Origin of the sequence: Citricoccus sp. GCM10030269, assembly GCF_042665635.1 — a bacterium.
Classification (GTDB): Bacteria; Actinomycetota; Actinomycetes; order Actinomycetales; family Micrococcaceae; genus Citricoccus.
Window position 1 is genome coordinate 385206 of the sequence record NZ_JBHTCV010000001.1, and the last position, 26216, is coordinate 411421.

Consider the following 26216-nt stretch of genomic DNA (forward strand, 5'->3'; position numbering starts at 1 on the left):
CATGACACGGAACCATCACCGAGCCTTCCGGGTCGGCCGGGCGACGAGCCACCCTAATTCTTCTGAAGAGGGCTCGTCCGCCGTCGAGTTCGCGCTCGTCGTTCCCGTGTTGATGCTGATCATCATCGGCATCATCGAGTTGGGCTTCGCCTTCAATTCCCAGCTGCAGATCACTGCGGCCGCCCGCGACGCCGCCCGGGTCGTCTCCATCAGCGCTGAGCCAGAGGCGGCCCTCGCCCAGGCCCGCACCTCCGCCGTGAACGCCGCTCCGACTGTCGCCATCGATCCCGCCACCGTCCACATTGCTGTGAGCCCGGCCGGGACGGCGGAACAGCCCTGCCCTCCGGGCTCGACGGCCACGGTTACCATCGACCATACCGTCGACCTGCTGACCGGTCTCCTGGGCGAGACCATGACCGTGAGCGGAAAAGGGGTGATGCAGTGCGGCATCTGAAACACCACCTTCAGCATCGGCTCCGGAGCCCGGCCGGCCACCGGCACCAAACGGGCCGCCGGACCGCGATCGATCTCCGTGAGGAAAGCGGCCAGGTCTCCGTCCTCACTGCCCTCCTCCTGGTCGTCCTGCTCGGCATGGCGGCCCTGGTCGTGGACGTCGGCCTGCTCTACTACGAGCGAGCTCAGCTCAAGAACGGGGCCGACTCCGCGGCGCTAGCCATCGCCCAGAACTGCGCGGCCGACCAATGCCCGCAGGACGCCTCGTCCCTGGCCACCGCGCTGGCCGGGCAAAATGCCGGGGATCACGTGGCCGATGCCTCCGTGGACCTCGACTCGGCCGCCGGCCGGGTCACCGTGGAGACCGTCACGCGGACGGAGGACGGCGGGCACGCCCTGGCTCTGGCCTTGGCCCCCGTGCTCGGTATCGACTCCGCCACCGTGACGTCGCGCTCCTCCGCGGGATGGTTCTCACCGGTCTCCGGCCGCAATGTACTGCCCCTGACAGTCTCCTGGTGCCAGTTCAACGGCATGCTGGACGGCGGGGTGCAACTCGTCCGGACGAACCCCAACGAGAACGCCGGCTGCTCGAGCACCTCGATTCCCGGGGACACGAGCCAGCAACGCAGCATCCCGGGCGGCTTCGGCTGGCTCAAGCAGCCCGCTGGCAAGGACTGTGCCACCGAGATCAGCCTCACCGACGTGGGCAATGACGATGTGTTGGTGGATCCCTTGATCACCAGTGACCCCGGCAACGACGTACCCCAGAACTGCCGCAATGTCCTCCCGGAACTGCTCAACAAGCCGGTCCTTCTGCCTGTCTACAGTGAGGTCGGCGGCCAGGGAGCCAACGGCTGGTACCGCATCATCGGATTTGCGGCCTTCGAACTGCACGGGTGGAAATTCAGCGGCAGCGAACACAACAACACCTCACCGTCCTCCGTGGCCTGCACGGGCAATTGCCGCGGCATCATCGGAGAGTTCGTCACGTTTGTCTCCCTGGACGCCGGTGAGCAGGACTACGTTTTTGGACCAGGAGGAAAGGACTTCGGCGTGCGTTTGGTCACCCTCATAGAGTAGATCGCCACAGACCGTGTCGACCAAGTCCCGGCAGACCAGAACCCCGGACCGAAGATCCTGACCCAGCACACCAGTCATCCCCGCTTCCCAGGAGCACCGTGAAGAAACGCATCATCGGCGGCATCGTCGCCGTCCTGCTGGCCGCCATCGGCACGTACGTAATCCTGGCCTACGTGACCGGTGCGGAGCGGCGAGCTCTGGGCGAGGCCGAGCCGACCTCCGTCTTCGTCGTCTCGAAGCAGGTCCCCGCGGGCACGCCGGGTGAGCAGCTCGGCGAGTTCGTCGAGGTCACCGAGGTACCGGCCAAGGTCGTCCCCGAGGGCTCTGTGCGGGACCTAACGGAGGTGACAGGCCAGGTGGCCGCCGTCGACCTCCAGCCCGGTGAGCAGGTCCTGGCCGCGCGCTTCGCGGACCCGGCCGACCTCGAGGAACAACGCCAGGTCGATGTGCCGGAAGGCATGCAGGAGGTGACCATGGCCCTGGGATCCAATCGCGTCGTCGGCGGTCAGGTCCAGCCCGGCGACCTGGTGGGGATCTTTTTCTCCTTCGACCCCGGCACCCCGGAATCCGACAGCGATCCCGTCTCGCAGCTGGCTCTGCACCAGGTCCTCGTCACCCAAGTCCAGGGAGTTCCCGCCCAATCGGCCCCCGCAGAAGGCGCGGAGCAGGAGGGCGCGGCGGAAGGCGCCGGCGGCACGGCACCACAGGCGCCGCCCGTACCTCAGGACAGCGTGCTCGTCACCGTGGCCGTGGACACCGCCGACGCCGAGCGAATCGTCTACGCCCAGGAGTTCGGCCTGACGTGGCTGAGCCTGCAGCCCGAGGGCACGCCGTCCGAAAGCTCCCGCCCTGTGACCCGTGAGGAGGTCTACGAATGAGCCGCTACGCCTTGCTGGCCACGTCGCCGTCCTTCGAGGAGCGCTTCGTCCAGGCCACGGCCGGTCCACTGGAGGGGCAGGTCACCGTGTGGGACAGGGAGAATGTGCCAAGCCAGCCTGCCCAGGTGCTGGTCGGGGTCACCAGTCCGGCGTTGTTGGACGTCGTCGTGCTCGGCGACGAGTTGGACCCGGCCGAGGCCCTGCGGATGGCCGCGGCCTTCGAGGTCCACCGGCCCGAACTCAGCATCCTCATGGTGGCCGAACCGACGCCCGAGCTCGTCGTGTCGGCCATGCGCGCGGGCGTGCGGGAAGTCGTCCGCGCAGACGCGTCCGTCCAGGACCTCACCGGCCTGCTGCACCGGGCTACCCGCAGTGCAGCCATCCGACGTCGAGGTGGTCCCGGCAGCGCCGACGACGCCGGCTCGGGCCGCGGACGGGTCATCGCCGTCCTGTCCCCCAAAGGCGGCTCAGGCAAGACGACCGTGGCCACCAACCTCGCCGTCGGCCTGGCCCGCGAGGAGCCGAATGCCGTCGTGCTGGTAGACCTGGACCTGCAGTTCGGGGATGTGGCCACGGCACTGCAGCTCTACCCGCAGCACACCGTTGCGGATGCCGTGCAACCCGCCGCGCAGCGGGACTCCATGGTGATGAAGAGCTATCTCACCACCCACCCCGAAGGCCTGTACGTAGTCTGCGCCCCCGAGTCCCCCGCCGAGGCCGACGACATCTCCTCCCAACAGGTCACTCAGCTCATCGACCAGCTCGCCGAGCAGTACCCATATGTCGTGATCGACACGGCGCCTGGTCTCACCGAGCACACGCTCGGGGCTTTGGACGCGACCACGGACCTCGTGCTGGTCGGCGGTCTGGACGTGCCCAGCGTCCGCGGACTGCACCGCGAGCTAGACGTCCTCCGGATGCTGGACCTGGGGATCCTGTCCCGGCACATCGTGCTGAACTCCGCCGACCCGCGCAACGGGCTGAGCCGATCGGATGCGGAATCGACCCTGGGCGCCAAGGTGGATGTGGTGGTTCCCGAACATCGGGCGATGCGCGTGGCCACCAACCAAGGGGTGCCGATCTTGATCAGCTCCCCACGCAACCGGGCCGCTCGTGAACTCGAACGACTCATCCCGCTGTTTCACACGGATCGGGACGCGACAGCCGGACAGCGAGCACGGCATCGAAAGGACCGTCGATGAAACTCTCTCAACGACTTCAGGCCTCTCAGTATCCGGAAGACACCCAGTATCCGGCAGACGCCCCGCATACAGACTCGTCTGCGACGGCCAGCGACCCGGGGCAGGACACCGGACAGAACGAGCGCCAGGACGCGGTACATGACCACGCCGGACCCCGGACACCGGGCCCGACGACGGCTCCGGCCACCTTGGGAACGGCTAGCCGTCCGGACGACGACCCGGATGAGCTCGTGGCCCGGCCGGCCGAGAATGCGCTGACGGCCCTGAAGGACAAGGCCTCCTCTCTGCTCTTCGAACGCCTGGGTACCCGGTTGTTGGACACCTCCCTGGACGAGGGTCGGCTCCACCAGATGGTGCAGCAGGAACTGGCCGCCGTCGTCGAGGAGGAGAACATCCCGCTGACCCGGGATGAACGCCAGCGACTCATCCGCGGAGTCCAGGATGACGTACTCGGCTACGGGCCGCTGCAGCCGCTGCTGGAGGACGACGAGGTCTCCGAGATCATGGTCAACGGTCCGGACATGGTCTACGTGGAACAGGGCGGTCGGATCACCCGCAGCCCGACCCGGTTCGCCTCCGAGGAGCAGCTGCGCCGGGTCATCGAACGCATCGTCTCCCGCGTCGGCCGCCGCGTGGACGAGTCCTCTCCCCTGGTGGACGCCCGCCTGGAGGACGGCTCTCGCGTCAACGCGATCATCCCGCCACTGGCGGTGAACGGCTCGTCGCTGACCATCCGCAAATTCTCGCGAGACCCGCTCAAAGTCAACGACCTCATCCGCTTCGGTACGCTGACGCCGGCCATGGCGGAACTGCTGCAGGCCTGCGTGAGGGCGAGGCTGAACATCATCATCTCCGGCGGCACGGGCACCGGCAAGACCACTCTGCTCAATGTTCTGTCCTCCTTCATTCCCCACGGCGAGCGCATCATCACGATCGAGGACGCCGTGGAGCTGCAGCTGCAGCAGAGTCACGTCGTGCGACTGGAGTCCCGCCCGGCGAACATCGAGGGTCGCGGCGAGATCACCATCCGCGACCTGGTCCGCAACTCCCTGCGCATGCGCCCGGACCGGATCGTCGTCGGCGAGGTCCGCGGCGGGGAGACGCTGGACATGCTCCAGGCCATGAACACCGGCCACGACGGCTCGCTGTCCACCGTGCACGCCAACAACCCGCGCGATGCGATCTCCCGCCTGGAGACGCTCGTGCTGATGGCGGGCATGGATCTGCCGCTGCGGGCCATCCGGGAGCAGGTCACCTCGGCCATCGACCTCATCGTCCAGCTCACCCGCCTACGGGACGGCACCCGCCGGGTCACCCACGTGACCGAGGTCCAGGGCATGGAGGGCGACGTCGTCACGCTCCAGGACGCGTTCGTTTTCGACTACGCTGCCGGTGTCGACGCCGAGGGCCGGTTCCTCGGAAAGCCGATCTCCACGGGAGTCCGGCCGAAGTTCACCGAGCGAATGGCCGACCTCGGCATCGAGTTGCCGGCCGAGTTGTTCGACGTCCCGGACCGGGACGGCTCCGGCACGCCCCACGGCGCACCGAGGACCCGGCGGTGAACCCGGTCATGCTCATCACCGGGCTGGTCCTCGTGTACGCGGCACTGGCCGTCTCCGTGTGGATGCTCGGGCCGGTGCGCCGGCGCCCGGGCGCGAATCGCCGGGTGCGTGACGCTGAGCACGAGAGCCCGCTGTCCCGTCTGGCGGCCCGGACCACGCGGTTCGTGGAGTCCGTGATGTCCCGCCGCAAGGAGTCCGCCGTCCTCGCGCGGCGGCTGGAGGACGCGGGACTGGCCCTGAGCCCGCCCGAGTTCATCGTTCTCGTAGTGGTCGGCATGGTGGTCGGCTTCGCCATCGGCCTCACGGCAGGCTCCATGGCCCTCGGAATCCTCATCGCAGTCCTCGCCCCGGTACTGGCCTGGGTGCTGCTGGGCGTGCTCGGCTCCCGCCGCCGGGCCGCGTTCGCCGGACAGCTCGAGTCCTCTCTGCAGTTGATCGCCAGTTCTCTGCGCGCCGGCCACAGTCTGTTGAGGGCCCTCGACGCCGTCGCCCAGGAGGCCGACTCCCCGACTCGAGAGGAGTTCTCCCGCGTCATCAACCAGTCCCGGCTGGGCCGCGATGTGAACGACGCCTTGCGTGACACGGCCGAGCGGATGCAGAGTAAGGACTTCCTCTGGGTTGCCCAGGCGATCGCGATCCACCGCGAGGTCGGTGGTAACCTCGCCGAGGTGTTGGACGGGGTCGGCCACACCATCCGCGAGCGCAACCAGGTGCGCGGGCTGATCAAGTCCCTCAGTGCCGAGGGGCGGTTGTCCGGGATCATCCTCATGGCGCTGCCCGTGTTCATCGTGGGAGCGCTGATGGTGATCCAGCCCAGCTACATCACGGTTCTGTTCGAAGATCCCCTGGGCATCGCCATGCTCGTGGCAGCCGTCGTGATGTTCGGCATCGGCGGTTTTTGGATGAGCCGCGTCGTGAAGATCGAGTTCTGACATGCCGCCGATCGTGATCATCGCCGCCCTCGCTGTAGCCGTTACTGTGCCGTTACTCGGCTGGGCCCTGTTCCGGGGCACCACCCCGCTGGAGAAAGCCGTCCGTGCCAATCTGCGCCGGGGGCTGCGGACCGCCGAGCGCGAGGCCCGCCCCCGCCGGGACGTCCAGGCGATAGCGAAGCGCTTCACCCCCGCGGCCGTCACCGCACGACTCGACCGCTCCCTGTCCCTGGCCGGACGGCCCCCGGGCTGGCCGCTGGGACGCGTGGTCACGGCAAAATTCGTGCTGGCCGGCGTCGGGCTCGTGCTGGGCGTGCTGTTGGCGCCGTCCCTGTCCGGCATCCTCATGCTCCTGGTCCCAGTCGGACTGGTAGCCCTCGGCTATCTCGCCCCGGACCTGGTGCTGCGCAGCCGGGGGAAGGACCGGCAGCAGCGGATCACCCAGGACCTGCCGGACATCCTGGACCAGATGACGATCGCCGTGGAGGCCGGGCTGGGGTTCGATGCCGCCATGTCCCGGACCGCACACAGCTCCACCGGACCACTGGCCGAGGAGTTCGTCAGGACGCTGCAGGACGTCCAGGTGGGCCGGTCCCGGCGCGAGGCCTACATGGCAACGGCGGAGCGGACCACCAGCGCGGACCTGCGCCAATTCATTCGGGCGGTCGTCCAGGCTGACGCTTTCGGGGTGTCCATTGCCGGTGTGCTGAAGAGTCAGGCCGCCGAGATGCGCGTGCGCCGGCGTCAGCGAGCCGAGGAGAAGGCCCAGCAGATCCCGGTGAAGATCCTCATGCCCCTGATGCTGTTCATCCTGCCGGTGCTGTTCATCGTCCTGCTGGGGCCGGCCGCGATCAATGCCCTGGAGACTCTCGGGTGAGCCGATAGCCGACGCCCCGGACAGTCTGCACCCATCGCGGTGACCGACTGTTCTCGCCGATCTTGCGGCGCAGATTGCCCAAGTGGAACTCAACGGAATGCTGGTCGGCCGCGCTGACGAAGGAGTCGGATCCTGGGCGCTCGTGCCTCAGGGCACGGACCAGCCCTGATTTGCTCACCACGGTTCCATCGGCCCGCAGCAACGTGTGCAGCAGGTCGAATTCCATACGCGTGAGCTCCACGGCATGGCCGTCCACGGTGACGTTACGGCCACCGGGATCCAGAACCAGACCGTTGTGCCTTAAGAGGCCGGGGCGTGCGGTGGCCCTCGGCGGTGGGCTGGCCGGGGAGGTCGCAGCAGGGGCGGCAGGAGGGGCGGCCGCGGTCGGTAAGGCGTCCGGCCGCCTCTGCGGATCGGCACCAGCCACAGCCTCCGACCGTGGACGGCGCAGCATGGCCGCGATCCGGGCCCGCAACTCGCGCGGCCGGAAAGGCTTGGTGAGGTAGTCGTCAGCGCCAACCTGGAGGCCGGTGAGCATGTCGATCTCGTCATCCCGTCCCGAGAGCATCAACACATAGCAGTCGGTGACCGTCCGGATTCGGCGCAGGGCCTCATATCCGTCCATGTCCGGCAGGCCGACGTCGAGAGTCACCACCACGGGCTGTCGTTCCGCCACCGCCGCCACCCCGTCACGACCCTTGGCGGCTTCCACCACCTCAAATCCCGCATCGCGCAGGACGTCCCGCAGCAGTGAACGGATCTCGACGTCGTCGTCGATGACCACTGCCGTGTCAGAGTCCGCCATGCGGTGACCTCCCTCGATGGGCTGCTCTTCAGAGTAACCATCTTTGGTCACAGGTGTCCTATGCCGTCAACGGTCTAAGGGCGGATTGGTCATGGACGCCGGGCTTTGCTGGGACATAATGGCCTTATGCGCAGCCACCCTGGCCCGGAGCACCCGCCCGGTCACCCGTCTGGCCGGCAGGGCATCCCGACGGGCACCGGCCGGGATGAGCCATGGACCACTTCCCTCGCCCGGCGCATCTTCGCCGCCGAGGGCGGAAGGTCCCGGTCACTCCTGGTGCAGTTGCCCCTCGCTTGGGTCATGCTCGTCTTCTGGCTGACATCACTGGCCACCGGTGACGGTCGCCAGGTGCTGTTCTACGTCGCCTTCGTACTCATCGCGGCCCTGCTCTGCATGGGCCTCCTGATCCCGTGGCGGCGCCTACCGCGGCATGCCAGCCTGGCCATCCCCGTCCTGGACTTCGTCGCCATCGCCCTGTGTGCAGCGGCCAGCAACCAGCGGGGCATCAGCATGCTAGTGATGTTCCCGGTCGTCTGGCTCGCCGTCTCCGGCGCCCGGTCACGGTGGACGCTGCCGACCGCCTGGGCCGGTACCGCGCTGTGCACGGTCCCCCCGTTGCTACTGCACCAGGACCTGGCCACCGCGGACCAGGTGGCGTTCGCCGTCATCATGCCCGTTGTCATGACTGCACTGGCTACCAGCATCCACGCCGCCAGCGCCAACCAACGGGCGCAAGAGCGGCAGATCCACCGGCAGCGACGGCGGCTGGAGCGGACGCTCGCAGAGAGCCGGAAGAACGAGGAACTTTTGCGCACCACCGTGGAGGCCATCGACGTCGGCGTCCTGGCCATCGATGTCGAGGGCCGCACGCTGCTGCGCAATACCCAGCAGCTGCGCCACCTGCGGGCTGCCACGCAAGCGGCCGTCCACGCGGGGCAGGACACAGCCGGGACCAGCACGATCAACCCCGCGGACCTGCGCATCTTCGGACCGGACCGCTCCACGCCCTTGCCGCCGGAGAAGCTCCCGGAGAACCGAGCTAGCGCCGGGGAGGAGTTCTCCCATCAGCTGATCTGGCTCGGAGAGGGCGAGGACCAGCGGGCGGTCTCCGTGACGGCCCGGTCGATGCTGGACGGCGATACGCGTCATGGCTCCGTGCTGGCCTTCTCGGATGTCACCGACCAGGTGGACGCCCTGACCGCCAAGGACCAGTTCCTCTCCCACGTCACGCATGACCTGCGCTCACCTCTCGCCGCGATCCTCGGCCGGGCCGATCTGGTGCTGGAACGCGGCGGCCTGCCGGAACGATCGGCGCGGGATCTCGAGTCGGTCATCACCAACGCCGAGCGACTGCAGACCATGGTCCAGGACCTGCTGTTCTCAGCCAGCGGGACACTTCGGGTCGACCAGTGCACCGTGGACCTGCACCACTTGGTGGAGATCGGCGTGGGATCCGCCACCCAACTGGCCGCCGAGTCAGAAGTGCGCCTGGTGGTGGAGGCGGAACCGCCCATCCGGGCCTTCGCAGACCCCGTGCGGGTGCTCCAGGTCCTGGACAATCTCATCTCAAACGCCATCAAATACTCCCCGGACGGCGGACTCGTCACCGTCCGCGCACGGCTGGAAGGGCCGGCTGCCTACGGTCGCTGCGCCGTCCTTGAAGTCGAGGACACCGGCCAGGGCATGACGGAAATCGAGGCCAGAAACGTCTTCAACCGGTTCTACCGGACGGACCATGCCCGGCGCAGCCGCATCCCTGGCGTCGGCCTAGGGCTCTACATCACCAAAGCCATCGTAGACGCCCACGGAGGGACAATCGCCTGCCGCAGCCGGCCGGACCAGGGCACCACGTTCACCGTCTGTCTGCCCGTGGCCGACGCCATGGACCAAGCAGCATGAAAAACCGCCCAACGAGCTGTACACCGTGATACCCGTGGGGAACCTCGGAATCTTTCTCGTGACCGCCCTGGCCGGGTTGACCGCGCTGGCCGGAGCCCTCGTCGGCCACTGGGGCTGGCGGCTCGCCGCACGCGGTGCCCGCGGGAATGGCGGGAAAGGCACTGCTCTGCCGGGCCGGTGGCGACCCTGGCTGGCCTTGGCCACGGGCGTCGTCTGGGCGGCGGTCGTCCTGCTGACCCGCCCTGCGTGGTTTTGGCCGGCGGCGCTCTGGCTCGGGGCCGGCGTCGTGCTCCTGGGCGCGGTCGATCTGCGCAGTAGGTTGTTGCCGAACCGGCTGGTGGGCCCTTTCGCGATCGTCGCCGCTGCCACCCTGGGGGTGGCGGCGCTCGGTGTGGGCGAGCCCATCCGGCTCCTCGGCGCGGGGGCGGGAGGGGTGGCCTTGTTCGCGATCTACCTTGTCCTGGCGCTGATCTCGCCCGGCAGCCTCGGGATGGGCGACGTCAAACTGGCGGCCGTACTCGGAGCGTACGGCGGGTGGCTGGGTTGGATCGCCTGGTGGTGGACTGCCCTGGGCGGGTTCCTCCTCGGCGGGATGACGGCTCTGGTGCTCGTGGTGATTCGACGGTCGGGCCGCCGGGACCGCTTCGCCTTCGGACCGGCCATGTTGCTCGGCGCCCTCGCCGTGGTGCTGGCGGCGACGTGGGGAGGGGCTTGACGTAGAGCCCTCAGAGTCTGCGCTTGGCGCGGGTTCCCTCCGCTCGCGCGGCAAAAGCGTTCGGAGCAGAGCCAACGTCGGGGTATTCGACGTGCTCCAGGACCAAGGCGTGTGGCGGGGCGAGCCGGGTCTGCGAGTCCCGCACCATCGCTCCGAGCCGCTGGGCGACCCACCCAGCCGGGTGACGGCCCTCCCCGACTTGCATGCAGGCCGCCACGAGCGCCCGCACCATGTTGTGGCAGAACGCGTCGGCCTGCAGATGTGCACGGATGATGCCGGACTGTGGGTCGCGAGTGAATCCAAAGTCCTGCAGCTCGCGAATGGTCGTGGCGCCATCGCGTGGTTTACAGAAGGTCAGGAAGTCATGAAGGCCCAGGACCGATCTCGCTTCCGCATCCATCAGCTCGACGTCGAGCGGGGTTTTGTGCCAATGGGTAAACCGGCGGTTCAACGGATCCCGAGTTTGGAGAGCATCACTGATCGAATAGCTATAGGAGCGCCACAGCGCCGAGAAACGGGCGTCAAACCCCTCCGGCGCCCGGGCCGCGTTCGTCACCACCAAGGCCCCGTGCTCATGGCTCAGGGCTCCGCCCAGCCGCCGGACCAAGGTCGGGCCCGGATCCAGCTCCGCTCTACCCCGCGTCACCGCGTTCCATTCGGTGTCGGTGAGGTCGAAGTGAACTACTTGGCCCCGAGCGTGCACGCCGGAATCTGTACGACCAGCGACCACCGTACGGACCGGCCGCCGGATGATCGTGGCCAATGCGCCCTCGAGTGCGCCCTGAACGGTGGGAAGGTGTGGCTGAACAGCCCAGCCCTTGTAGTCAGTGCCGTCGTACGCCAGGACCAGGCGGACGCGAACCAGGGCAGGCTCAGACGGCGTGGACATGAGGACCATCCTAAAGCCAGGCTCTCAAGCCAGGACTCGAACCACCCGAACGACCGAGCCATTGCCGGTGCGCCGCTCACACGCGCTGCCTCACCGCGCCGCTCACACGAGCTACTTAAACGACTCGACCCGCCAGTCCGCACGAGAAGTGCGAAACAGCGGGTCGGGTCGATGAGGGCCGGTAAACGGCCCAGCCGTTGGATCAGCCCAAAGAGACTACTTCTCCTCGGTCTTCTCCTCAGCCTTCTCTTCGGTGGCGTCGGTGCCGATGGCGGCCTCAGACTCGGTCGCTTCAGCCTCAGGGGCCTCGGTCTCAGTCGCCTCAGCCTCAGCGGCGTCAGAAGACTCAGCGGCCGGAGTGGAGGACGCCTGGGTTGCCGACTCGGCCTCCTGGACAACGGCCTGTTTCGGGGACACCGGGTCCATGACGAGCTCGATGACGGCCATCGGAGCGTTGTCGCCGTGACGGTTGCCGATCTTGGTGATGCGGGTGTAACCACCCTCGCGCTCGGCCATGGCCGGGGCGATCACGGTGAACAGCTCGTGCACGATCGTCTTGTTGGTGCGGTTCTTGGCCGAGATGATGCCCTGAACCTTACGACGAGAAGCCAGATCGCCCTTCTTGGCGATCGTGATCAGCCGCTCGGCGAAGGGACGCAGGCGCTTGGCCTTGGTCACCGTCGTCGTGATCTTCTTGTGCTCGAACAGGTTGGCCGACAAGTTGGCCAGCATGATCCGCTCGTGGGCAGGGCCGCCGCCCAGGCGCGGTCCCTTAGTGGGGGTAGGCATTGGTGATTCTCCTCAGATGGACCCTGACAGCTGCCGGCCATCAGGAACACTATTGGTGGGGGTACAGCAAGACCGAGTGACCTCAGTACTCGCCGTAGGACTCCTCTTCAGACTCCTGGGAGTGCATGGAGGGGTCATAGCCAGCCGGGGAGTCCTTCAGGGACAGACCCAGCTCGGTCAGCTTCTCCTTGACCTCGTCAATGGACTTGGCACCGAAGTTCCGGATGTCCATCAAGTCGGCCTCGGACCGGGCAACGAGCTCGCCAACGGTATGGATGCCCTCGCGCTTCAGGCAGTTGTAGGAGCGCACGGTCATCTCGAGGTCCTCGATCGGCAGGGCCATGTCGGCGGCCACCGTCGTATCCGTGGGGCTCGGGCCGATCTCGATGCCTTCAGCCTCCACGTTCAGCTCCCGGGCCAGACCGAAGAGCTCCACCAGAGTGGTGCCGGCCGAAGCCACGGCGTCACGCGGAAGCATGGACTCCTTGGTCTCGACGTCGATGATCAGACGGTCGAAGTCGGTGCGCTGCTCAACACGAGTCGCCTCGACCTTGAAGGTGACCTTCAGGACCGGCGAGTAGATCGAGTCGACCGGGATCCGGCCGATTTCCGCATCGGCAGCCTTGTTCTGGGCCGCCGTCACGTAGCCGCGGCCACGCTCGACGATGAGCTCCATGTCGAACTTGCCCTTGCCGTTCAGCGTGGCAATGTGCAGGTCCGGGTTGTGGATCTCGACGCCGGCCGGGGACGTGACGTCCGCGGCGGTGACGACGCCGGGGCCCTGCTTACGCAGGTAGGCGACGACGGGCTCGTCGTGCTCCGAGGAGACCGAAAGCTTCTTGATGTTGAGGATGACCTCGGTGACGTCTTCCTTCACACCAGCAACGGTGCTGAACTCGTGCAGAACCCCATCCACGCGGATGCTGGTGACAGCAGCGCCCGGGATGGAGGACAACAGGGTCCGGCGGAGAGAGTTTCCGAGGGTGTAGCCGAAACCGGGCTCCAGGGGCTCGATGATGAACCGGGAACGGTTGTCGGCAACGACTTCTTCAGTCAGCGTGGGGCGCTGTGCAATGAGCACTGACATTTCCTTTCGGCGAGCGTCCGCCATATGACGCACACGATGGGTGGAAACGAATAAGGGGCTGGGATGCACCGATGCGCACGCCCCTGGCACCCGGTCTCAGATCAGCGACCGAAGACCAGCAACCAGTGGGCGTGCGCTCGGCACGGTGGTCAGACGCGGCGGCGCTTGGCCGGACGGCAACCGTTGTGGGCAGAGGGGGTGACGTCCTGAATGGAACCGACCTCGAGGCCGGCCGCCTGCAGCGAGCGGATCGCGGTCTCGCGACCTGACCCCGGACCCTTCACGAACACGTCGACCTTGCGCATGCCGTGATCCTGAGCCGTCTTGGCAGCCTTCTCGGCGGCCATCTGAGCGGCGTACGGGGTGGACTTGCGGGAGCCCTTGAAGCCAACCTCGCCGGCCGAAGCCCACGAGATGACCGCACCGGTGGTGTCCGTGATGGACACGATGGTGTTATTGAATGTGCTCTTGATGTGGGCCTGGCCCACGGTGATGTTCTTTTTGTCCTTGCGACGGGGCTTGCGGGACACCGCAGCACGTGTCTTGGGGGGCATGTGTCTCTCCTACGAAAGCTGGTCTGATGAGGAAGCGACGGGGCGGGAAGAGAAGAAGCGCGAACGCTTACTTCTTCTTGCCGGCAACCGTCTTCTTCGGGCCCTTGCGGGAACGAGCGTTGGTCTTGGTGCGCTGGCCACGGACGGGCAGGCCACGGCGGTGGCGAATACCCTCGTAGGAACCGATCTCCACCTTGCGGCGGATGTCGGCTGCAACCTCGCGGCGCAGGTCGCCCTCAACCTTGAAGTTGGTCTCGATGTAGTCGCGCAGTGCAACCAGCTGGTCATCGGACAGATCCTTGACGCGAATGTTCGGATCGATTCCGGTCGCCTCAACAGTCTGCTCGGCGCGGGTCTGGCCCACACCGAAGATGTACGTAAGAGCGATGACGACGCGCTTCTCGCGCGGGATGTCGACGCCTGATAGACGTGCCATATGGCCGTCCTCCTTATTTCTTCTGAAGCAAAGGTCTGCACCAGCACGTCCCCTCACCTCGGGAATCTCTTCCCAGCGGTGCTGTAGCGGCGGCTCCGGCGAAGTTCCGGAGGATGATTCCACCGACCAGCGTCACCGCGGTTCGGGTCCCCGGCCTTTGCGTCCAGGGGTTGCCTTCTCGCTCAGGACCTGGGTCCTGGCCGATCTAGCTGTGCTGCTGTCGATCCGGTTGGATCTGAGGGTGCTGCGCGTGGACGATCCCGTCGGGGACGAAATTAGCCCTGGCGCTGCTTGTGGCGTGGGTTGTCGCAGATCACCAAGACGATGCCCTTACGGCGCACCACCTGGCACTTGTCGCAGATCCGCTTCACGCTCGGCTGAACCTTCATGGTTCCTCCTCCAGCGCTTGCTGTTTAGTTGTGGTCGGGTTTATTTGTAGCGGTACACAATACGGCCCCGATTGAGGTCGTACGGGCTAAGTTCCACGACGACCCGGTCCTCGGGGAGAATCCGGATGTAGTGCTGTCGCATCTTTCCCGAAATCGTGGCCAAAACGACGTGGTCGTTCTGCAGACGGACGCGGAACATTGCGTTGGGCAATGCCTCGCTGACCGTGCCCTCGATCTCGATGACACCTTCCTTCTTAGCCATGTCCTCCACTTACGTTGTGCCAGGTCCCGGTCATGAGTAGAGACACGGCAAGGATGACGTGCTCTCATGGGCGGCTGAAACCAGGCGGGGATGTTTCCGGTCGCCACGATTGCGCGAGCCTTGACGAACACGACTCACCGCAGAGACAACCAGCAATCTATGTTACTGGTTTCGGCGCGGGAAGTGAAATCGCGGGATACTAGTCTCCCGACTACTCCCCCGGCGGGACCGGGGCGACACCCAAGGGCTCGAGTTCGACCGCGCCGCCGTCGGGCGCCGTGAGCACCCACAGTCCGCCGGCGTGCCTGGCGACCGAGTGCTCCCACTGGCTGGCCCGGGCACCATCACGGGTCACAATCGTCCAGTCGTCCTCGAGGACGTCAGTGGCCAGTCCTCCACGGACCAGCATCGGCTCGATGGCCAGGCACAGCCCCGGCATGATCTTGGGGCCGCGGTGCCGCGAGCGGTAGTTCAGCACATCCGGGGCCTGATGCATGGCGGTACCGATGCCGTGGCCCACGTAGTCCTGCAGAATGCCGAGGGGCGCACCGGGCTGGGCCGAGACGAAGTCGTCGATCGCCGCTCCGATCTCGCTCACGTACTTGGCCGTGGCAAAGGCCGCGATCCCCCGCCACATGGCCTGGCGGGTGATCTCGGACAGCCGCTCGTCCTCCGGGTCAGCCGTGCCGGCCTCGGCCGAGCCCAACACCACGGTTCGTGCCGAATCCGAATGCCAGCCATCGATGATGCAGCCGCCGTCGATCTTGAGCACATCCCCCACCTGGAGCACGCGCTCCCCCGGGATCCCATGCACCACTTCCTCGTTCACCGAGGCGCAGATGGTCGCCGGGTATCCGTAGTACCCCAGGAAATTCGGCGTCGCACCGGCATCGCGCAGCACTTCGGCGAACACGGCGTCGACGTCGGCCGTCGTCGTTCCCGGCACGGCTGCGGCGACGGCGGCATCCAGGGCGCGGTGAAGGACCAGCCCAGCGCGGTGCATGGTCTGCATCTGCGCCGTGGTCTTCAGTTCAATCTTGCGGCGAGGGATCACAGGAGTGTCACCGTGATTCAGGACTCCGCGTCGCCGGCGTCCACCGACTCCACGACCGGGAGGCTGCCGGTGCGTTCGCGCACCGAGTAGACCGCCTGGAGCAGCCGTTCGGTGATGTCGTCGATCTGGCCGGTACCGTCCACGCGGGCCACGATGTCGCGGTCCACATAGGACTCGATGACGGCCTCGGTCTGCTCATGGTAGAGATCCAGGCGGTGCTGAATGACCTCGCTGGTGTCATCGGCCCGACCCTCGGTGTCGGCGCGGCTGAGCAGGCGGGAGACCAGTTCGTCGTCGGGAACCGTCAACTCGATGACGACGGACAGGGCGTGGCCGTCTTCCTTCAACATGGCGTCCAGCGCCTCCACCTGACCCGCCGTCCGCGGGTAGCCGTCCAGCAGGAAGCCGCGCTGGGCGTCAGGCTGGCGGAGGCGGTCGGCGACCATGCGGTTAGTGACGTCGTCGGGAACGAAGTCACCGTTGTCCATGTACTTCTTGGCTTCCTTGCCCAGTTCCGTCATTTCCTTGACGTTGTACCGGAAGATGTCACCCGTGGAAATGGCCACGATGCCGAGCTTGTCTGAGATTCGGGACGCCTGGGTGCCCTTGCCGGACCCGGGAGGGCCCATGATCAGCATGCGGGTCATTGGTATTCCTTACTGTCGATCAGTTCAGTTCTTCAGGAGTACGACTGAGGAGGAACTCGGGGAGGAACGGGAGTCGGGAGGAACGTGGGTACTCGGGGTGGGTCTCGGGGAGGAACGGGAGTCGGGACCGGGACGTGCTACCGGAGCAGTCCCTCGTAGTTGTGCTGCTCCATCTGGGCATTGATCTGCTTGATGGTCTGCAGCGCGACGCCCACCATGATGAGGATCGAAATACCGCCGAAGGGGAAGTTCTGATCCGCGTTGATGAGGACGAAGGCGATCATCGGGATCATCGCCAGGACACCAAGGTACAGTGCGCCCGGGAACGTGATCCTGCTGATGACGTATTCCAGGTACTTCTCCGTGGGACGCCCCGCGCGGATGCCGGGAATGAACCCGCCGTATTTCTTCATGTTGTCGCTGATCTCCACCGGATTGAACGTGATGGTCACGTAGAAGTAGGTGAAGCCGATCGTCAGCAGGAAGAACAGCAGCATGTACACCGGGTGGGATCCCGTCCCGAAGTACTCGGACAGGAAGACGACCCACGGGGCCGGCGCCGTGCCGTCCTGAGGGGTGTTGAACTGAACCAGGATGCCCGGGAGCATCATGATCGACGATGCGAAGATCACGGGGATCACGCCGGCCATGTTGACCTTGATCGGAATGTAGGTGGTGGTCCCGCCCACGGTCCGGCGGCCAATCTGCCGCTTGGCGTACTGCACCGGCACTCGGCGCTGGGACTCCTCGACGAAGACGACGGCCATGATGGTCAGCAGCCCGACCACCAGCACGATCCCGAAGATCCGCCACCCCTGCGTGGTCCAGATCTGGCCGAGGCCGGCCGGGAAGCCGGCGGCGATGGACAGGAAGATGAGCAGAGAGATGCCGTTGCCGACGCCGCGTTCGGTGATGAGCTCGCCGAGCCACATGATCAGCACGGTGCCGGAGGTCAGCGTGATGATCATCAGCAGAACGGTCCACCAGTTGTCGTTGGGCACGATCGGCAGGTTGCACCCGAGCAGGGCGCCGGTTCTGGCCAGGGAGACGATGGTGGTCGCATTGAGCAGCGCCAGGGCCACGGTGAGGTAACGCGTGTACTGGGTCAGCTTGGACTGGCCCTGAGCGCCTTCCTTCTGCAACTCCTCGAACCGGGGAATGACCACACGCAGCAACTGCACGATGATCGCCGCGGTGATATACGGCATGATCCCCAGCGCGAAGATGGACACCTGCAGCATTGCGCCGCCAGAGAACATGTTCACAAAGGAGTACAAACCACCGCTGGTATTGCCCTGATCCAGGCACGTTTGCACGGCACTGTAGTCAACTCCGGGCGCGGGGATGAAGGCACCCACACGGTAGATGACGATGATCCCGAGGGTGAACCAGATTTTGCGCCGCAGGTCGGGCGTCCGGAAAACCCGGGCAATCGCGCTGAACAAGCGTCCTCCTGGAGGTGGGGTTGCTGTGGTCGGGCCTGGACTGGCGGCACGCTGAATGACGCCGTTGCCGGAACCACTGAGCGAGTCTATCGGAAAGAAGACGGCCCCCGCGCCGCTATCCCCTTCGACGCATACCGAAGCATCGAGGTGACGGCGGCCCAGGGGCCGTCTTCAGATCAACCAGTGATCAGTGAGTTTCTCGTCAGAAAGTCTCCGTCGAGCCACCAGCTGCGGAGATCTTCTCGACGGCCGAGGACGAGAAGGCGTTGGCCTTCACATTCACGGCAACAGAGATCTCGCCGCTGCCCAGGACCTTGACGGGCTGGTTCTTGCGAACCAGGCCCTTGGCCACGAGATCCTCCACGGTGACGTCGCCACCGGACGGGAAGTGCTCCGACAGCTTGTCCAGGTTCACGACCTGGTACTCGACCTTGAACGGGTTCTTGAAGCCGCGCAGCTTCGGCAGACGCATCTGCAGCGGCAGCTGGCCGCCTTCGAAGCCCGCGCGAACCTGGTAACGAGCCTTGGTGCCCTTGGTACCGCGACCAGCGGTCTTGCCCTTGGACGCCTCGCCGCGACCCACGCGGGTCTTGGACTTCTTGGAGCCGGGGGCCGGACGCAGGTCGTGGACCTTGAGAGCAGAGCTCTCAGTGGTCCCGGCCTGGTCAGCCTTCTCAGCGTTTTCAGCCATGGTTGGCCTCCTCAACCTTCACCAGGTGCGGCACGGTGTTGACCATGCCCACAGTCACCTCGTCAGCCTTGCGGGTGACCGTGTGGCCGATCCGCTTGAGGCCGAGGGACCGCAGGGTGTCGCGCTGGCTCTGCTTTCCGCCGATGGCGGACTTGATCTGGGTGATTTCCAGCGTCGCGTCGCTGACAGCGACGTTCTTCCGGGTGCTGAAGTTAGCCATTGACGGCCACACCTGCCTTCCCTGCGCTCTTCTTGGCGCGATCCTCCTCGATGGTGCGGAGCATCGCGTGAGGAGCGACCTCGTCCAGGGTCTTGCCACGGCGGGCTGCCACGGACTGCGGCTCCTCCAGCTGCTTGAGGGCGTCCACGGTGCCGCGCACGATGTTGATCACGTTCACGGACCCCATCGACTTCGACAGCACATCGTGGATGCCGGCGCACTCGAGCACGGCGCGGACCGGACCACCGGCGATCACACCGGTACCCGGGGACGCCGGACGCAAGAGCACCACGCCGGCAGAGTCCTCACCCTGCACCAAGTGCGGGATGGTGGAGCCGACGCGCGGAACGCGGAAGAAGGACTTCTTGGCCTCTTCCACACCCTTGGAGATGGCAGCCGGAACTTCCTTGGCCTTGCCGTACCCGATGCCCACCAGGCCGTCGCCGTCACCGACGACCACCAGAGCGGTGAAGGAGAACCGACGTCCACCCTTGACCACCTTGGAGACACGGTTGATGGCGACGACGCGCTCCAGGAACTTGTCCTTGTCGTCATCGCGGCCACCACGGCCGCCACGGTCATCGCGACGACCACCGCGGCCGCCACGATCGTTGCCACCACGGTCGTTGCCGCGGCCACCGCGGTCGTTGCCGCCGCGCCCGCCACGGCTGTTGCCCTGGTTGGCCTCGGTGGACTGGCTGGCCGAACCAGCAGCGGTCTCAGAGGCCGCGGTTTCAGAAGCACCGCCGACGGCAGTGTTCTCAGTGCTTTCGGTCACCTGAGTGTCCTTCTCATTGTTGGTCTCGCTCACAGCTGCAGCCCACCTTCCCGTGCACCGTCGGCGACGGCGGCCACGCGGCCGTGGTACCGGTTGCCGCCACGGTCGAAGACCACGGCGTCGATACCGGCGCTCTTGCACCGCTCAGCCACCAGCTCGCCGACCTTGGTCGCTTTGGCGGTCTTGTCGCCGTCGAGGGCGCGCAGGTCGGCTTCCATGGTGGAGGCCGAGGCCACGGTCACACCGCGGGTGTCGTCGACGACCTGCACGAAGATGTGCCGTGAGGACCGGTTGACGACCAGGCGGGGACGTACGGCGGTGCCGGAAATCCGCTTGCGAACGCGCAAGTGGCGGCGGGTGCGGGAAACGAACTTCCCCTTGCCCTTCACTTTCAGCGTGGACATTACTTACCTGCCTTTCCGGCCTTGCGGCGAAGAACCTCGCCTGCATAGCGAACGCCCTTGCCCTTGTACGGGTCGGGACGGCGCAGCTTGCGGATGTTGGCGGCGGCCTCGCCGACGCGCTGCTTGTCAATGCCGGCCACCGTCACCTTGTTGCCTTCGACGCTGAAGGAGATTCCTTCAGGCGCTTTGACGGGGACGGGGTGCGAGTAGCCCAAGGCCAGTTCCAGGTCGGAGCCCTTGGCCTGCACGCGGTAACCGGTGCCGATGACCTCGAGCTGCTTCTGGAAGCCCTCGGTGACTCCCACGATCATGTTGGAGATCAGGGTGCGGGTCAGGCCGTGCAGGGAACGGGACTCGCGCTCGTCGTTCGGGCGGGTCACCGAGATGGTGCCCTCCTCGAGCGAGACCTCGATGGGGCGGGCCACTGCGTGGCTCAGCTCCCCCTTGGGTCCCTTGACGTAAACGTTCGAGCCATCGATGTTCACCTCGACGCCGGACGGCACAGTGATCGGAAGACGTCCAATACGTGACATGTCTGTTCTACCTTTCTTCCGTCTCGGCCGTTACCAGACGTAGGCGAGGACTTCCCCACCCACGCCCTTCTTGGCTGCCTGGCGGTCGGTGAGCAGACCGGAGGAGGTGGACAGGATGGCGATGCCCAGGCCGCCCAGCACATGCGGGAGGTTGGTGGACTTGGCGTACACGCGCAGACCGGGCTTGGAGATACGGCGCAGCCCCGCAAGGGACCGCTCCCGCTGAGGACCGAACTTGAGTTCGATGATGAGCTTCTTGCCCACCGTGGCGTCCTCTTCCCTGTAGTCGGCGATGTAGCCCTCGGACTTGAGAATGTCGGCCACGCGCACCTTCAGCTTGGAAGATGGCATTTCCACGGAATCGTGGAAGGCCGAGTTGGCGTTGCGCAGACGCGTCAGCATGTCTGCGACAGGATCTGTCATGGTCATGTGGGCTGGTGCCCTTCCTCGTCACGGTTTCCCGCACCGGTACACCGGTCGGGACCTGCAACGTAGATCGTTACTGCTTGTCGGTCGTCTGGAACGGGAAGCCGAGGGCCCTCAGGAGGGCGCGGCCTTCGTCGTCGGTCTTGGCGGTGGTCACCACAGTGATGTCCATGCCGCGCACGCGGTCGATCTTGTCCTGGTCGATCTCGTGGAAGACGGACTGCTCGGCCAGACCGAAGGTGTAGTTGCCGTTGCCGTCGAACTGCTTCGGGGACAGGCCGCGGAAGTCGCGGATACGCGGCAGCGCGAAGCTGACCAGACGATCCAGGAACTCCCACATGCGGTCACCGCGCAGCGTGGCGTGCGTACCGATCGGCATGCCCTCGCGCAGCTTGAACTGAGCGATGGACTTCCGGGCCCGGGTCACCTGCGGCTTCTGGCCGGTGATCAGGGTCAGGTCGCGCACGGCGCCATCGATGATCTTCGAGTCCTTGGCGGCCTCGCCGACACCCATGTTCACGACGACCTTGACGAGACCGGGCACCTGCATGGTGTTCCGGTAGTTGAACTCGCCCTGGAGGGCCTCGCGGATCTCTTCGCGGTACTTCTGCTTCAGGCGCGGGGTCACCTGGGGAGCTGCTGTTTCAGTGATCTCAGTCATCACAGCACCTTTCCGGAGGCCTTGGCGAAGCGGACCTTGACGGCCTTGCTCTCGCCGTTCTTCTCAACGGTCTCGAAGCGGTAGCCCACGCGGGTCGGCTTCTTGGTCTCGGGGTCCACCACGGCCACGTTCGACACGTGAACGGGAGCCTCGACGACCTGCAGGCCGCCTTCGGTGGATCCATTGTTGTTCTGGCCGGCGCGGAGGTGCTTGGTGACGCGGTTAACGCCCTCCACGAGCACCCGGTCACGGGACGGGAAGACGCGCAGGACCTTGCCCTGCTTGCCCTTGTCCTTACCAGCGATGATCTGGACGAGATCGTCCTTCTTGATCTTTGCCATGGTGGTCAGATCACCTCCGGTGCCAGCGACACGATCTTCATGAACCTCTTGTCACGCAGCTCGCGGCCCACGGGGCCGAAGATGCGGGTGCCGCGCGGCTCGCCGTCGGTCTTGAGGATGACGGCGGCGTTCTCGTCGAACTTGATGTAGGAACCGTCGGCGCGACGGCGCTCCTTCTTCGTTCGCACGATGACGGCCTTGACGACGTCGCCCCGCTTGACGTTGCCGCCGGGGATGGCGTCTTTCACGGTGGCGACAATGGTGTCGCCGATGCCTGCGTAGCGGCGACCGGACCCACCGAGAACACGGATGGTCAAGATTTCCTTGGCACCGGTGTTGTCGGCGACCTTGAGCCGCGACTCCTGCTGAATCACTTGTTACTCCTGTCGTCGCGCTGGTTCTCCCCCGAAAACCGGGTGAGCCTTGCGGAACGGATATTTTGATGTTCCCGGGCCGCTTACCCCTGCCCCTGGGCGGTACCGGCAGCTGTAGAGCATCACCGTTCCCCTATCAGACGGGAATGGGTGCTGCTACAGCCAACAATCCGCAGGGCAAGGCCGAGGCGGCTGGTCGAGAAGTTTTGCGAAACCCTCGGCACGCGGGGTGGATAGTCCCGCCTACAAGGGCGCACAGACAGTCTATCCTAGCGCACCAAGGCCCCGGCGTGCGAATTGCCCGAAGGCAAGTGCAAGCCGGGGCCCGAGAGCGGTACCGGTCAGTGCTGGATCCTCGACTGAATCGCCGACTGGATCATCGGTCAGCACCGGACCGGAACGAGATCACTTGGCGCGTTCTTCGACCTCAACGAGGCGCCACCGCTTGGTGGCGGACAGCGGCCGGGTCTCCGAGAGACGAACACGGTCGCCGACGCCGGCGGTGTTCTCCTCGTCGTGAGCCTTGACCCGCTTCGAGGAACGCAGCACCTTGCCATACAGGGCGTGCTTCTTCAGATCCTCGACCTCGACGACGATGGTCTTGTCCATCTTGTCCGAGACGACGATGCCACGGACCGTCTTGCGGTAACCGCGCTCGGAGTCGGCGCCGGTGGCTGCGCTGCTCACGGAGTCCGTGGTCGCGTTGATGTTCTCAGTCACTTGGCCTCCTCCTCTGTCTCTGTGTTCTCGACGTTCTCGACGTTCTCAGCGTTCTTCTGGGACTTCCGAGTCTTCGACGACTTCTTCTCGGCGGCGACATCTTCTGCCGGCACCTCGACGTCCTCGCGGATGCCCAGTTCGCGCTCACGCAGGATCGTGTAGATCCGGGCGATGTCGCGCTTGACGGTCTTCAACCGGCCGTGGTTGTCCAGCTGGCCGGTGGCCGACTGGAACCGCAGGTTGAACAGTTCCTCCTTGGAGCGCTTGAGCTCCTCGGCCAAACGGGCGTTGTCCAGACCGTCCAGGGCCTCGACGTTCAGTTCCTTCGAACCGGTAGCCATGATCACTCACCACCCTCTCGGCGGACGATACGTGCCTTCAGCGGCAACTTGTGCATAGCCAGTCGCAGCGCCTCGCGGGCCACGTCCTCGCTGACGCCGGAGAGCTCGAAGAGCACACGACCCGGCTTGATGTTGGCGACCCACCACTCGGGGGAACCCTTACCGGAACCCATACGGGTTTCAGCCGGCTTCTTGGTGAGCGGACGGTCCGGGTAGATGTTGATCCACACGGTGCCGCCACGCTTGATGTAACGGGTCATGGCGATACGAGCGGACTCGATCTGACGGTTCGTGACGTAGGCGGGGCTCAGTGCCTGAATGCCCCACTCGCCGAAGGAGACGGTGGTACCGCCCTTGGCCATGCCCGAACGCTTCGGATGGTGCTGCTTGCGGTGCTTGACTCGACGGGGAATCAACATCAGGCGTTGCCTCCTTCAGCGGGCGCAGAGCCTGCCGCAGCCGAGTCCTGACGCGGTGCGCGGTCGTTGCGACGACGACGGTCACCGCCGCCGGGGCCACGACGATCGCCACCGCGGCCTCCGCGGCCGGACGGTGCAGCGGCTTCCTTCGCGGCCAATTCCTTGGCCGTCAGGTCGCCCTTGTAGATCCAGACCTTCACGCCGATGCGGCCGAAGGTGGTCTTGGCTTCGAACTTTCCGAAGTCGATGTTCGCGCGCAGGGTGTGCAGCGGCACACGGCCTTCACGGTAGAACTCCGAGCGGGACATCTCGGCCCCGCCCAGACGGCCGGCGCACTGGATACGGATGCCCTGGGCACCCGCACGAGTGGCGGACTGGATGGCCTTCTTCATGGCGCGGCGGAAGGCCACGCGAGAAGCAAGCTGCTCCGCAACACCCTGGGCGACCAGCTGAGCGTCGACCTCGGGGTTCTTGACCTCGAGGATGTTCAGCTGGATCTGCTTGCCGGTGAGCTTTTCCAGCTCGCCACGGATGCGATCGGCCTCGGCGCCGCGGCGACCGATGACGATGCCGGGGCGAGCGGTGTGGATGTCCACACGCACACGGTCACGGGTCCGCTCGATCTCCACCTTCGAGATGCCGGCGCGCTCCATGCCGTGGGTCATCAGCTCGCGGATCTTGATGTCTTCCTTCACGAAGTCCTTGTAGCGCTGCCCCTCCTTGTTGGAGTCAGCGAACCAGTGGGACACGTGGTTGGTGGTGATGCCGAGGCGGAAACCGTTCGGGTTGATCTTCTGACCCATGGGTTACTTCCCCTCCTCTTCCTCGGTGGCAACGACCACGGTGACGTGGCTGGTGCGCTTGTTGATGCGTCCGGCGCGGCCCTGGGCGCGCGGCCGGAATCGCTTCATGGTCGGTCCTTCGTCGACGAAGGCCTCGGTGATGAACAGAGCGTCCTCGTTGAACGCCAGGCCCTCACGGTCGGCCTTGACCCGGGCGTTGGCCACCGCGGAGGCAACCAGCTTGTACACGGGTTCCGAAGCGCCCTGCTGGGCGAACTTCAGGACGGCCAGTGCTTCGTTCGCCTGCTTGCCACGGACAAGGTCGACGACGCGCCGGGCCTTCATCGGCGTTACGCGCAAGTGGCGCGCAATTGCCTTGGCTTCCATTGCTTTCCTTCTTTCGAGTGTCTCGGGCGAGTAAACGTCGCAATCAGCGACGCTTACCCTTCCGGTCGTCCTTCACGTGTCCGCGGAAAGTCCGCGTCAGGGCAAATTCGCCGAGCTTGTGCCCGACCATCGACTCGGTGATGAACACCGGGACGTGCTTACGTCCGTCGTGCACCGCGATCGTGTGCCCGAGCATGTCGGGGATGATCATGGACCGGCGGGACCAGGTCTTGATGACGTTCTTGGTGCCCTTTTCGTTCTCAGCGTCCACCTTTAGGTAGAGGTGCTGATCAACGAAGGGGCCCTTCTTCAGGCTGCGTGGCATGTCTCCAGGCTCCTATCGCTTGTTCTTGCCGGTACGGCGACGGCGCACGATGAGCTTGTCGCTGTCTTTGTTCGGGCGGCGGGTGCGGCCCTCGGGCTTGCCGTTGGGGTTGACCGGGTGGCGACCACCGGAGGTCTTGCCCTCACCACCGCCGTGCGGGTGGTCAACCGGGTTCATGACCACACCACGGACGGTCGGGCGAACGCCCTTCCACCGCATGCGGCCGGCCTTGCCCCAGTTGATGTTGGACTGCTCGGCGTTGCCGACCTCGCCGACCGTCGCGCGGCAGCGGACGTCCACGTTGCGGATCTCGCCGGAGGGCAGACGCAGCTGGGCGTACTTTCCCTCACGAGCGACGAGCTGGATGGACGAACCGGCCGAGCGGGCCAGCTTGGCGCCGCCGCCGGGACGCAGTTCCACCGCGTGGATGACGGTGCCGAGCGGGATGTTGCGCAGCGGCAGGTTGTTGCCGGGCTTGATGTCGGCAGTGGCGCCGGCCTCCACGGTGTCCCCCTGGCGCAGCTTGGCCGGAGCCAAGATGTAGCGCTTGGTGCCGTCCACGTAGTGGAGCAGGGCGATGCGGGCGGTGCGGTTCGGGTCGTACTCGATGTGAGCGACCTTCGCCGGCACGCCGTCCTTGTCGTGACGACGGAAGTCGACGACGCGGTACTGGCGCTTGTGGCCGCCGCCCTTGTGGCGGGTCGTGATCTTGCCGGAGCTGTTGCGGCCGCCGCTCTTGGAGAGCGGGCGAAGCAACGACTTCTCCGGGCTGTCTCGGGTGATTTCTGCGAAGTCGGCCACGGATGAGCCGCGCTGGCCCGGAGTGGTCGGCTTGTATTTACGGATAGCCATGTGTCAG

36 protein-coding genes are annotated in these 26216 nt (G+C 65.9%); 9 read left to right on the forward strand and 27 right to left on the reverse strand.

The window, feature by feature from the left end; all coding sequences use genetic code 11:
* The first annotated feature begins 1 nt into the window (after position 1).
* The 7 genes from ACFQQD_RS01835 to ACFQQD_RS01865 all read left to right on the forward strand — a co-directional run bounded on the left by ACFQQD_RS01835 (position 2) and on the right by ACFQQD_RS01865 (position 6984).
* Positions 2-454, forward strand: a complete 453-nt coding sequence (locus tag ACFQQD_RS01835) for a TadE/TadG family type IV pilus assembly protein (RefSeq protein WP_378085604.1) — start codon at positions 2-4, stop codon at positions 452-454.
* On the forward strand, positions 442-1533 hold the full coding sequence (locus tag ACFQQD_RS01840) for a pilus assembly protein TadG-related protein (RefSeq protein ID WP_378085606.1): 1092 nt from the start codon (positions 442-444) through the stop codon (positions 1531-1533). Before ACFQQD_RS01835 ends, ACFQQD_RS01840 begins: the two co-directional genes overlap by 13 nt.
* A 98-nt stretch (positions 1534-1631) precedes the next feature.
* Positions 1632-2411, forward strand: coding sequence for a Flp pilus assembly protein CpaB (cpaB, locus tag ACFQQD_RS01845; protein ID WP_378085608.1), 780 nt, complete (start codon positions 1632-1634; stop codon positions 2409-2411).
* Positions 2408-3613, forward strand: coding sequence for a CpaE family protein (locus tag ACFQQD_RS01850; RefSeq protein WP_378085609.1), 1206 nt, complete (start codon positions 2408-2410; stop codon positions 3611-3613). Before cpaB ends, ACFQQD_RS01850 begins: the two co-directional genes overlap by 4 nt.
* On the forward strand, positions 3610-5175 hold the full coding sequence (locus tag ACFQQD_RS01855; protein WP_378085611.1) for a CpaF family protein: 1566 nt from the start codon (positions 3610-3612) through the stop codon (positions 5173-5175). The genes ACFQQD_RS01850 and ACFQQD_RS01855 overlap by 4 nt, the downstream gene beginning before the upstream one ends.
* Positions 5172-6107, forward strand: a complete 936-nt coding sequence (locus tag ACFQQD_RS01860; RefSeq protein ID WP_378085613.1) for a type II secretion system F family protein — start codon at positions 5172-5174, stop codon at positions 6105-6107. Before ACFQQD_RS01855 ends, ACFQQD_RS01860 begins: the two co-directional genes overlap by 4 nt.
* 1 nt (position 6108) lies before the next feature.
* Positions 6109-6984: a type II secretion system F family protein gene (locus ACFQQD_RS01865; RefSeq protein ID WP_378085615.1), complete on the forward strand. Its 876-nt coding sequence runs from the start codon at positions 6109-6111 to the stop codon at positions 6982-6984.
* On the opposite strand, the gene ACFQQD_RS01870 is transcribed toward ACFQQD_RS01865, so the two are convergent.
* Positions 6959-7789, reverse strand: a complete 831-nt coding sequence (locus ACFQQD_RS01870; RefSeq protein WP_378085617.1) for a response regulator transcription factor — start codon at positions 7787-7789, stop codon at positions 6959-6961. The genes ACFQQD_RS01865 and ACFQQD_RS01870 overlap by 26 nt on opposite strands.
* Positions 7790-7915: 126 nt before the next feature.
* Between ACFQQD_RS01870 and ACFQQD_RS01875 the strand changes: the two genes are divergently transcribed.
* Together ACFQQD_RS01875 and ACFQQD_RS01880 are read left to right on the forward strand one after the other, a co-directional pair.
* Positions 7916-9688 (forward strand): sensor histidine kinase, encoded by a 1773-nt coding sequence (locus ACFQQD_RS01875; RefSeq protein WP_378085619.1) that lies wholly within the window; start codon positions 7916-7918, stop codon positions 9686-9688.
* A gap of 34 nt (positions 9689-9722) precedes the next feature.
* Positions 9723-10403 (forward strand): prepilin peptidase, encoded by a 681-nt coding sequence (locus ACFQQD_RS01880; RefSeq protein WP_378085621.1) that lies wholly within the window; start codon positions 9723-9725, stop codon positions 10401-10403.
* Positions 10404-10413: 10 nt separating this feature from the next.
* On the opposite strand, the gene truA is transcribed toward ACFQQD_RS01880, so the two are convergent.
* From truA to rplB, 26 genes are all read right to left on the reverse strand, one after another.
* Positions 10414-11301 carry a tRNA pseudouridine(38-40) synthase TruA gene (gene truA, locus ACFQQD_RS01885; RefSeq protein WP_378085623.1) on the reverse strand — a complete coding sequence of 296 codons (888 nt, stop codon included), beginning with the start codon at positions 11299-11301 and terminating at the stop codon, positions 10414-10416.
* Between the two features lie 207 nt (positions 11302-11508).
* Complete coding sequence (gene rplQ, locus ACFQQD_RS01890) at positions 11509-12081, reverse strand: 50S ribosomal protein L17 (RefSeq protein WP_378085625.1); 573 nt, start codon at positions 12079-12081, stop codon at positions 11509-11511.
* Positions 12082-12163: 82 nt separating this feature from the next.
* Positions 12164-13162: a DNA-directed RNA polymerase subunit alpha gene (locus ACFQQD_RS01895; protein ID WP_378085627.1), complete on the reverse strand. Its 999-nt coding sequence runs from the start codon at positions 13160-13162 to the stop codon at positions 12164-12166.
* A 155-nt stretch (positions 13163-13317) separates the two neighbouring features.
* Positions 13318-13722: a 30S ribosomal protein S11 gene (gene rpsK, locus ACFQQD_RS01900; RefSeq protein ID WP_378085629.1), complete on the reverse strand. Its 405-nt coding sequence runs from the start codon at positions 13720-13722 to the stop codon at positions 13318-13320.
* Between the two features lie 67 nt (positions 13723-13789).
* Complete coding sequence (gene rpsM, locus ACFQQD_RS01905) at positions 13790-14158, reverse strand: 30S ribosomal protein S13 (RefSeq protein WP_378085631.1); 369 nt, start codon at positions 14156-14158, stop codon at positions 13790-13792.
* A gap of 275 nt (positions 14159-14433) precedes the next feature.
* Positions 14434-14547, reverse strand: coding sequence for a 50S ribosomal protein L36 (rpmJ, locus tag ACFQQD_RS01910; protein WP_378085634.1), 114 nt, complete (start codon positions 14545-14547; stop codon positions 14434-14436).
* Between the two features lie 40 nt (positions 14548-14587).
* A complete protein-coding gene (gene infA, locus ACFQQD_RS01915; RefSeq protein WP_378085637.1) occupies positions 14588-14809 on the reverse strand; it encodes a translation initiation factor IF-1 in 222 nt (73 codons plus the stop codon).
* Positions 14810-15020: 211 nt separating this feature from the next.
* A complete protein-coding gene (gene map / locus ACFQQD_RS01920; protein WP_378085639.1) occupies positions 15021-15863 on the reverse strand; it encodes a type I methionyl aminopeptidase in 843 nt (280 codons plus the stop codon).
* Between the two features lie 17 nt (positions 15864-15880).
* Positions 15881-16510 carry an adenylate kinase gene (locus ACFQQD_RS01925; protein WP_378085641.1) on the reverse strand — a complete coding sequence of 210 codons (630 nt, stop codon included), beginning with the start codon at positions 16508-16510 and terminating at the stop codon, positions 15881-15883.
* A 137-nt stretch (positions 16511-16647) separates the two neighbouring features.
* The gene (gene secY, locus ACFQQD_RS01930; protein ID WP_378085643.1) at positions 16648-17955 is read right to left on the reverse strand and encodes a preprotein translocase subunit SecY; all 1308 of its coding nucleotides are present in this window, start codon (positions 17953-17955) and stop codon (positions 16648-16650) included.
* Between the two features lie 202 nt (positions 17956-18157).
* Positions 18158-18646, reverse strand: coding sequence for a 50S ribosomal protein L15 (gene rplO, locus ACFQQD_RS01935; RefSeq protein WP_378085645.1), 489 nt, complete (start codon positions 18644-18646; stop codon positions 18158-18160).
* Positions 18639-18866 carry a 50S ribosomal protein L30 gene (gene rpmD, locus ACFQQD_RS01940; protein ID WP_378085647.1) on the reverse strand — a complete coding sequence of 76 codons (228 nt, stop codon included), beginning with the start codon at positions 18864-18866 and terminating at the stop codon, positions 18639-18641. Before rpmD ends, rplO begins: the two co-directional genes overlap by 8 nt.
* Positions 18859-19677, reverse strand: coding sequence for a 30S ribosomal protein S5 (rpsE, locus tag ACFQQD_RS01945; RefSeq protein ID WP_378085649.1), 819 nt, complete (start codon positions 19675-19677; stop codon positions 18859-18861). Before rpsE ends, rpmD begins: the two co-directional genes overlap by 8 nt.
* Positions 19674-20048: a 50S ribosomal protein L18 gene (gene rplR, locus ACFQQD_RS01950; protein WP_378085651.1), complete on the reverse strand. Its 375-nt coding sequence runs from the start codon at positions 20046-20048 to the stop codon at positions 19674-19676. Before rplR ends, rpsE begins: the two co-directional genes overlap by 4 nt.
* Positions 20048-20581, reverse strand: a complete 534-nt coding sequence (gene rplF / locus ACFQQD_RS01955) for a 50S ribosomal protein L6 (RefSeq protein ID WP_378085653.1) — start codon at positions 20579-20581, stop codon at positions 20048-20050. The genes rplR and rplF overlap by 1 nt, the downstream gene beginning before the upstream one ends.
* A gap of 30 nt (positions 20582-20611) precedes the next feature.
* On the reverse strand, positions 20612-21010 hold the full coding sequence (gene rpsH, locus ACFQQD_RS01960) for a 30S ribosomal protein S8 (protein ID WP_378085655.1): 399 nt from the start codon (positions 21008-21010) through the stop codon (positions 20612-20614).
* A 70-nt stretch (positions 21011-21080) separates the two neighbouring features.
* Positions 21081-21668, reverse strand: a complete 588-nt coding sequence (rplE, locus tag ACFQQD_RS01965; protein WP_378085657.1) for a 50S ribosomal protein L5 — start codon at positions 21666-21668, stop codon at positions 21081-21083.
* Positions 21668-22009 (reverse strand): 50S ribosomal protein L24, encoded by a 342-nt coding sequence (gene rplX, locus ACFQQD_RS01970; protein ID WP_378085659.1) that lies wholly within the window; start codon positions 22007-22009, stop codon positions 21668-21670. Before rplX ends, rplE begins: the two co-directional genes overlap by 1 nt.
* Positions 22010-22014: 5 nt before the next feature.
* Positions 22015-22383, reverse strand: coding sequence for a 50S ribosomal protein L14 (rplN, locus tag ACFQQD_RS01975; RefSeq protein ID WP_378085661.1), 369 nt, complete (start codon positions 22381-22383; stop codon positions 22015-22017).
* Between the two features lie 405 nt (positions 22384-22788).
* Complete coding sequence (gene rpsQ, locus ACFQQD_RS01980) at positions 22789-23070, reverse strand: 30S ribosomal protein S17 (RefSeq protein ID WP_378086086.1); 282 nt, start codon at positions 23068-23070, stop codon at positions 22789-22791.
* A 29-nt stretch (positions 23071-23099) separates the two neighbouring features.
* On the reverse strand, positions 23100-23444 hold the full coding sequence (gene rpmC, locus ACFQQD_RS01985; protein ID WP_378085663.1) for a 50S ribosomal protein L29: 345 nt from the start codon (positions 23442-23444) through the stop codon (positions 23100-23102).
* Between the two features lie 2 nt (positions 23445-23446).
* Positions 23447-23863 carry a 50S ribosomal protein L16 gene (gene rplP / locus ACFQQD_RS01990; protein WP_378085665.1) on the reverse strand — a complete coding sequence of 139 codons (417 nt, stop codon included), beginning with the start codon at positions 23861-23863 and terminating at the stop codon, positions 23447-23449.
* Positions 23863-24666, reverse strand: coding sequence for a 30S ribosomal protein S3 (gene rpsC / locus ACFQQD_RS01995; RefSeq protein WP_378085667.1), 804 nt, complete (start codon positions 24664-24666; stop codon positions 23863-23865). Before rpsC ends, rplP begins: the two co-directional genes overlap by 1 nt.
* Positions 24667-24669: 3 nt before the next feature.
* Positions 24670-25032 (reverse strand): 50S ribosomal protein L22, encoded by a 363-nt coding sequence (rplV, locus tag ACFQQD_RS02000; RefSeq protein ID WP_378085669.1) that lies wholly within the window; start codon positions 25030-25032, stop codon positions 24670-24672.
* A 43-nt stretch (positions 25033-25075) separates the two neighbouring features.
* A complete protein-coding gene (rpsS, locus tag ACFQQD_RS02005) occupies positions 25076-25357 on the reverse strand; it encodes a 30S ribosomal protein S19 (protein WP_378085671.1) in 282 nt (93 codons plus the stop codon).
* Positions 25358-25369: 12 nt separating this feature from the next.
* Positions 25370-26209, reverse strand: coding sequence for a 50S ribosomal protein L2 (gene rplB, locus ACFQQD_RS02010; RefSeq protein WP_378085673.1), 840 nt, complete (start codon positions 26207-26209; stop codon positions 25370-25372).
* Positions 26210-26216 lie beyond the last annotated feature (7 nt).

What these genes read in the sequence shown, in the direction of transcription:
- ACFQQD_RS01925 (WP_378085641.1), bottom strand. Translation starts at nt 16,510, where the DNA reads ATGACCCGCATGCTGATCATGGGCCCTCCCGGGTCCGGCAAGGGCACC.
- ACFQQD_RS01865 (WP_378085615.1), top strand. Translation starts at nt 6,109, where the DNA reads ATGCCGCCGATCGTGATCATCGCCGCCCTCGCTGTAGCCGTTACTGTG.
- rpsM (WP_378085631.1), bottom strand. Translation starts at nt 14,158, where the DNA reads ATGGCACGTCTATCAGGCGTCGACATCCCGCGCGAGAAGCGCGTCGTC.
- ACFQQD_RS01835 (WP_378085604.1), top strand. Translation starts at nt 2, where the DNA reads ATGACACGGAACCATCACCGAGCCTTCCGGGTCGGCCGGGCGACGAGC.
- infA (WP_378085637.1), bottom strand. Translation starts at nt 14,809, where the DNA reads ATGGCTAAGAAGGAAGGTGTCATCGAGATCGAGGGCACGGTCAGCGAG.
- rpsH (WP_378085655.1), bottom strand. Translation starts at nt 21,010, where the DNA reads ATGACCATGACAGATCCTGTCGCAGACATGCTGACGCGTCTGCGCAAC.
- rplO (WP_378085645.1), bottom strand. Translation starts at nt 18,646, where the DNA reads ATGGCTGAAAACGCTGAGAAGGCTGACCAGGCCGGGACCACTGAGAGC.
- rplF (WP_378085653.1), bottom strand. Translation starts at nt 20,581, where the DNA reads ATGTCACGTATTGGACGTCTTCCGATCACTGTGCCGTCCGGCGTCGAG.
- rplR (WP_378085651.1), bottom strand. Translation starts at nt 20,048, where the DNA reads ATGTCCACGCTGAAAGTGAAGGGCAAGGGGAAGTTCGTTTCCCGCACC.
- rplP (WP_378085665.1), bottom strand. Translation starts at nt 23,863, where the DNA reads ATGTTGATTCCCCGTCGAGTCAAGCACCGCAAGCAGCACCATCCGAAG.
- ACFQQD_RS01850 (WP_378085609.1), top strand. Translation starts at nt 2,408, where the DNA reads ATGAGCCGCTACGCCTTGCTGGCCACGTCGCCGTCCTTCGAGGAGCGC.
- rpsC (WP_378085667.1), bottom strand. Translation starts at nt 24,666, where the DNA reads ATGGGTCAGAAGATCAACCCGAACGGTTTCCGCCTCGGCATCACCACC.
- rpmJ (WP_378085634.1), bottom strand. Translation starts at nt 14,547, where the DNA reads ATGAAGGTTCAGCCGAGCGTGAAGCGGATCTGCGACAAGTGCCAGGTG.
- ACFQQD_RS01870 (WP_378085617.1), bottom strand. Translation starts at nt 7,789, where the DNA reads ATGGCGGACTCTGACACGGCAGTGGTCATCGACGACGACGTCGAGATC.
- ACFQQD_RS01875 (WP_378085619.1), top strand. Translation starts at nt 7,916, where the DNA reads ATGCGCAGCCACCCTGGCCCGGAGCACCCGCCCGGTCACCCGTCTGGC.
- rpsS (WP_378085671.1), bottom strand. Translation starts at nt 25,357, where the DNA reads ATGCCACGCAGCCTGAAGAAGGGCCCCTTCGTTGATCAGCACCTCTAC.
- rpmC (WP_378085663.1), bottom strand. Translation starts at nt 23,444, where the DNA reads ATGGCTACCGGTTCGAAGGAACTGAACGTCGAGGCCCTGGACGGTCTG.
- rplB (WP_378085673.1), bottom strand. Translation starts at nt 26,209, where the DNA reads ATGGCTATCCGTAAATACAAGCCGACCACTCCGGGCCAGCGCGGCTCA.
- rplV (WP_378085669.1), bottom strand. Translation starts at nt 25,032, where the DNA reads ATGGAAGCCAAGGCAATTGCGCGCCACTTGCGCGTAACGCCGATGAAG.
- rplX (WP_378085659.1), bottom strand. Translation starts at nt 22,009, where the DNA reads ATGGCAAAGATCAAGAAGGACGATCTCGTCCAGATCATCGCTGGTAAG.
- rpsK (WP_378085629.1), bottom strand. Translation starts at nt 13,722, where the DNA reads ATGCCCCCCAAGACACGTGCTGCGGTGTCCCGCAAGCCCCGTCGCAAG.
- rplE (WP_378085657.1), bottom strand. Translation starts at nt 21,668, where the DNA reads ATGACTGAGATCACTGAAACAGCAGCTCCCCAGGTGACCCCGCGCCTG.
- rpmD (WP_378085647.1), bottom strand. Translation starts at nt 18,866, where the DNA reads ATGGCTAACTTCAGCACCCGGAAGAACGTCGCTGTCAGCGACGCGACG.
- rplQ (WP_378085625.1), bottom strand. Translation starts at nt 12,081, where the DNA reads ATGCCTACCCCCACTAAGGGACCGCGCCTGGGCGGCGGCCCTGCCCAC.
- truA (WP_378085623.1), bottom strand. Translation starts at nt 11,301, where the DNA reads ATGGTCCTCATGTCCACGCCGTCTGAGCCTGCCCTGGTTCGCGTCCGC.
- ACFQQD_RS01855 (WP_378085611.1), top strand. Translation starts at nt 3,610, where the DNA reads ATGAAACTCTCTCAACGACTTCAGGCCTCTCAGTATCCGGAAGACACC.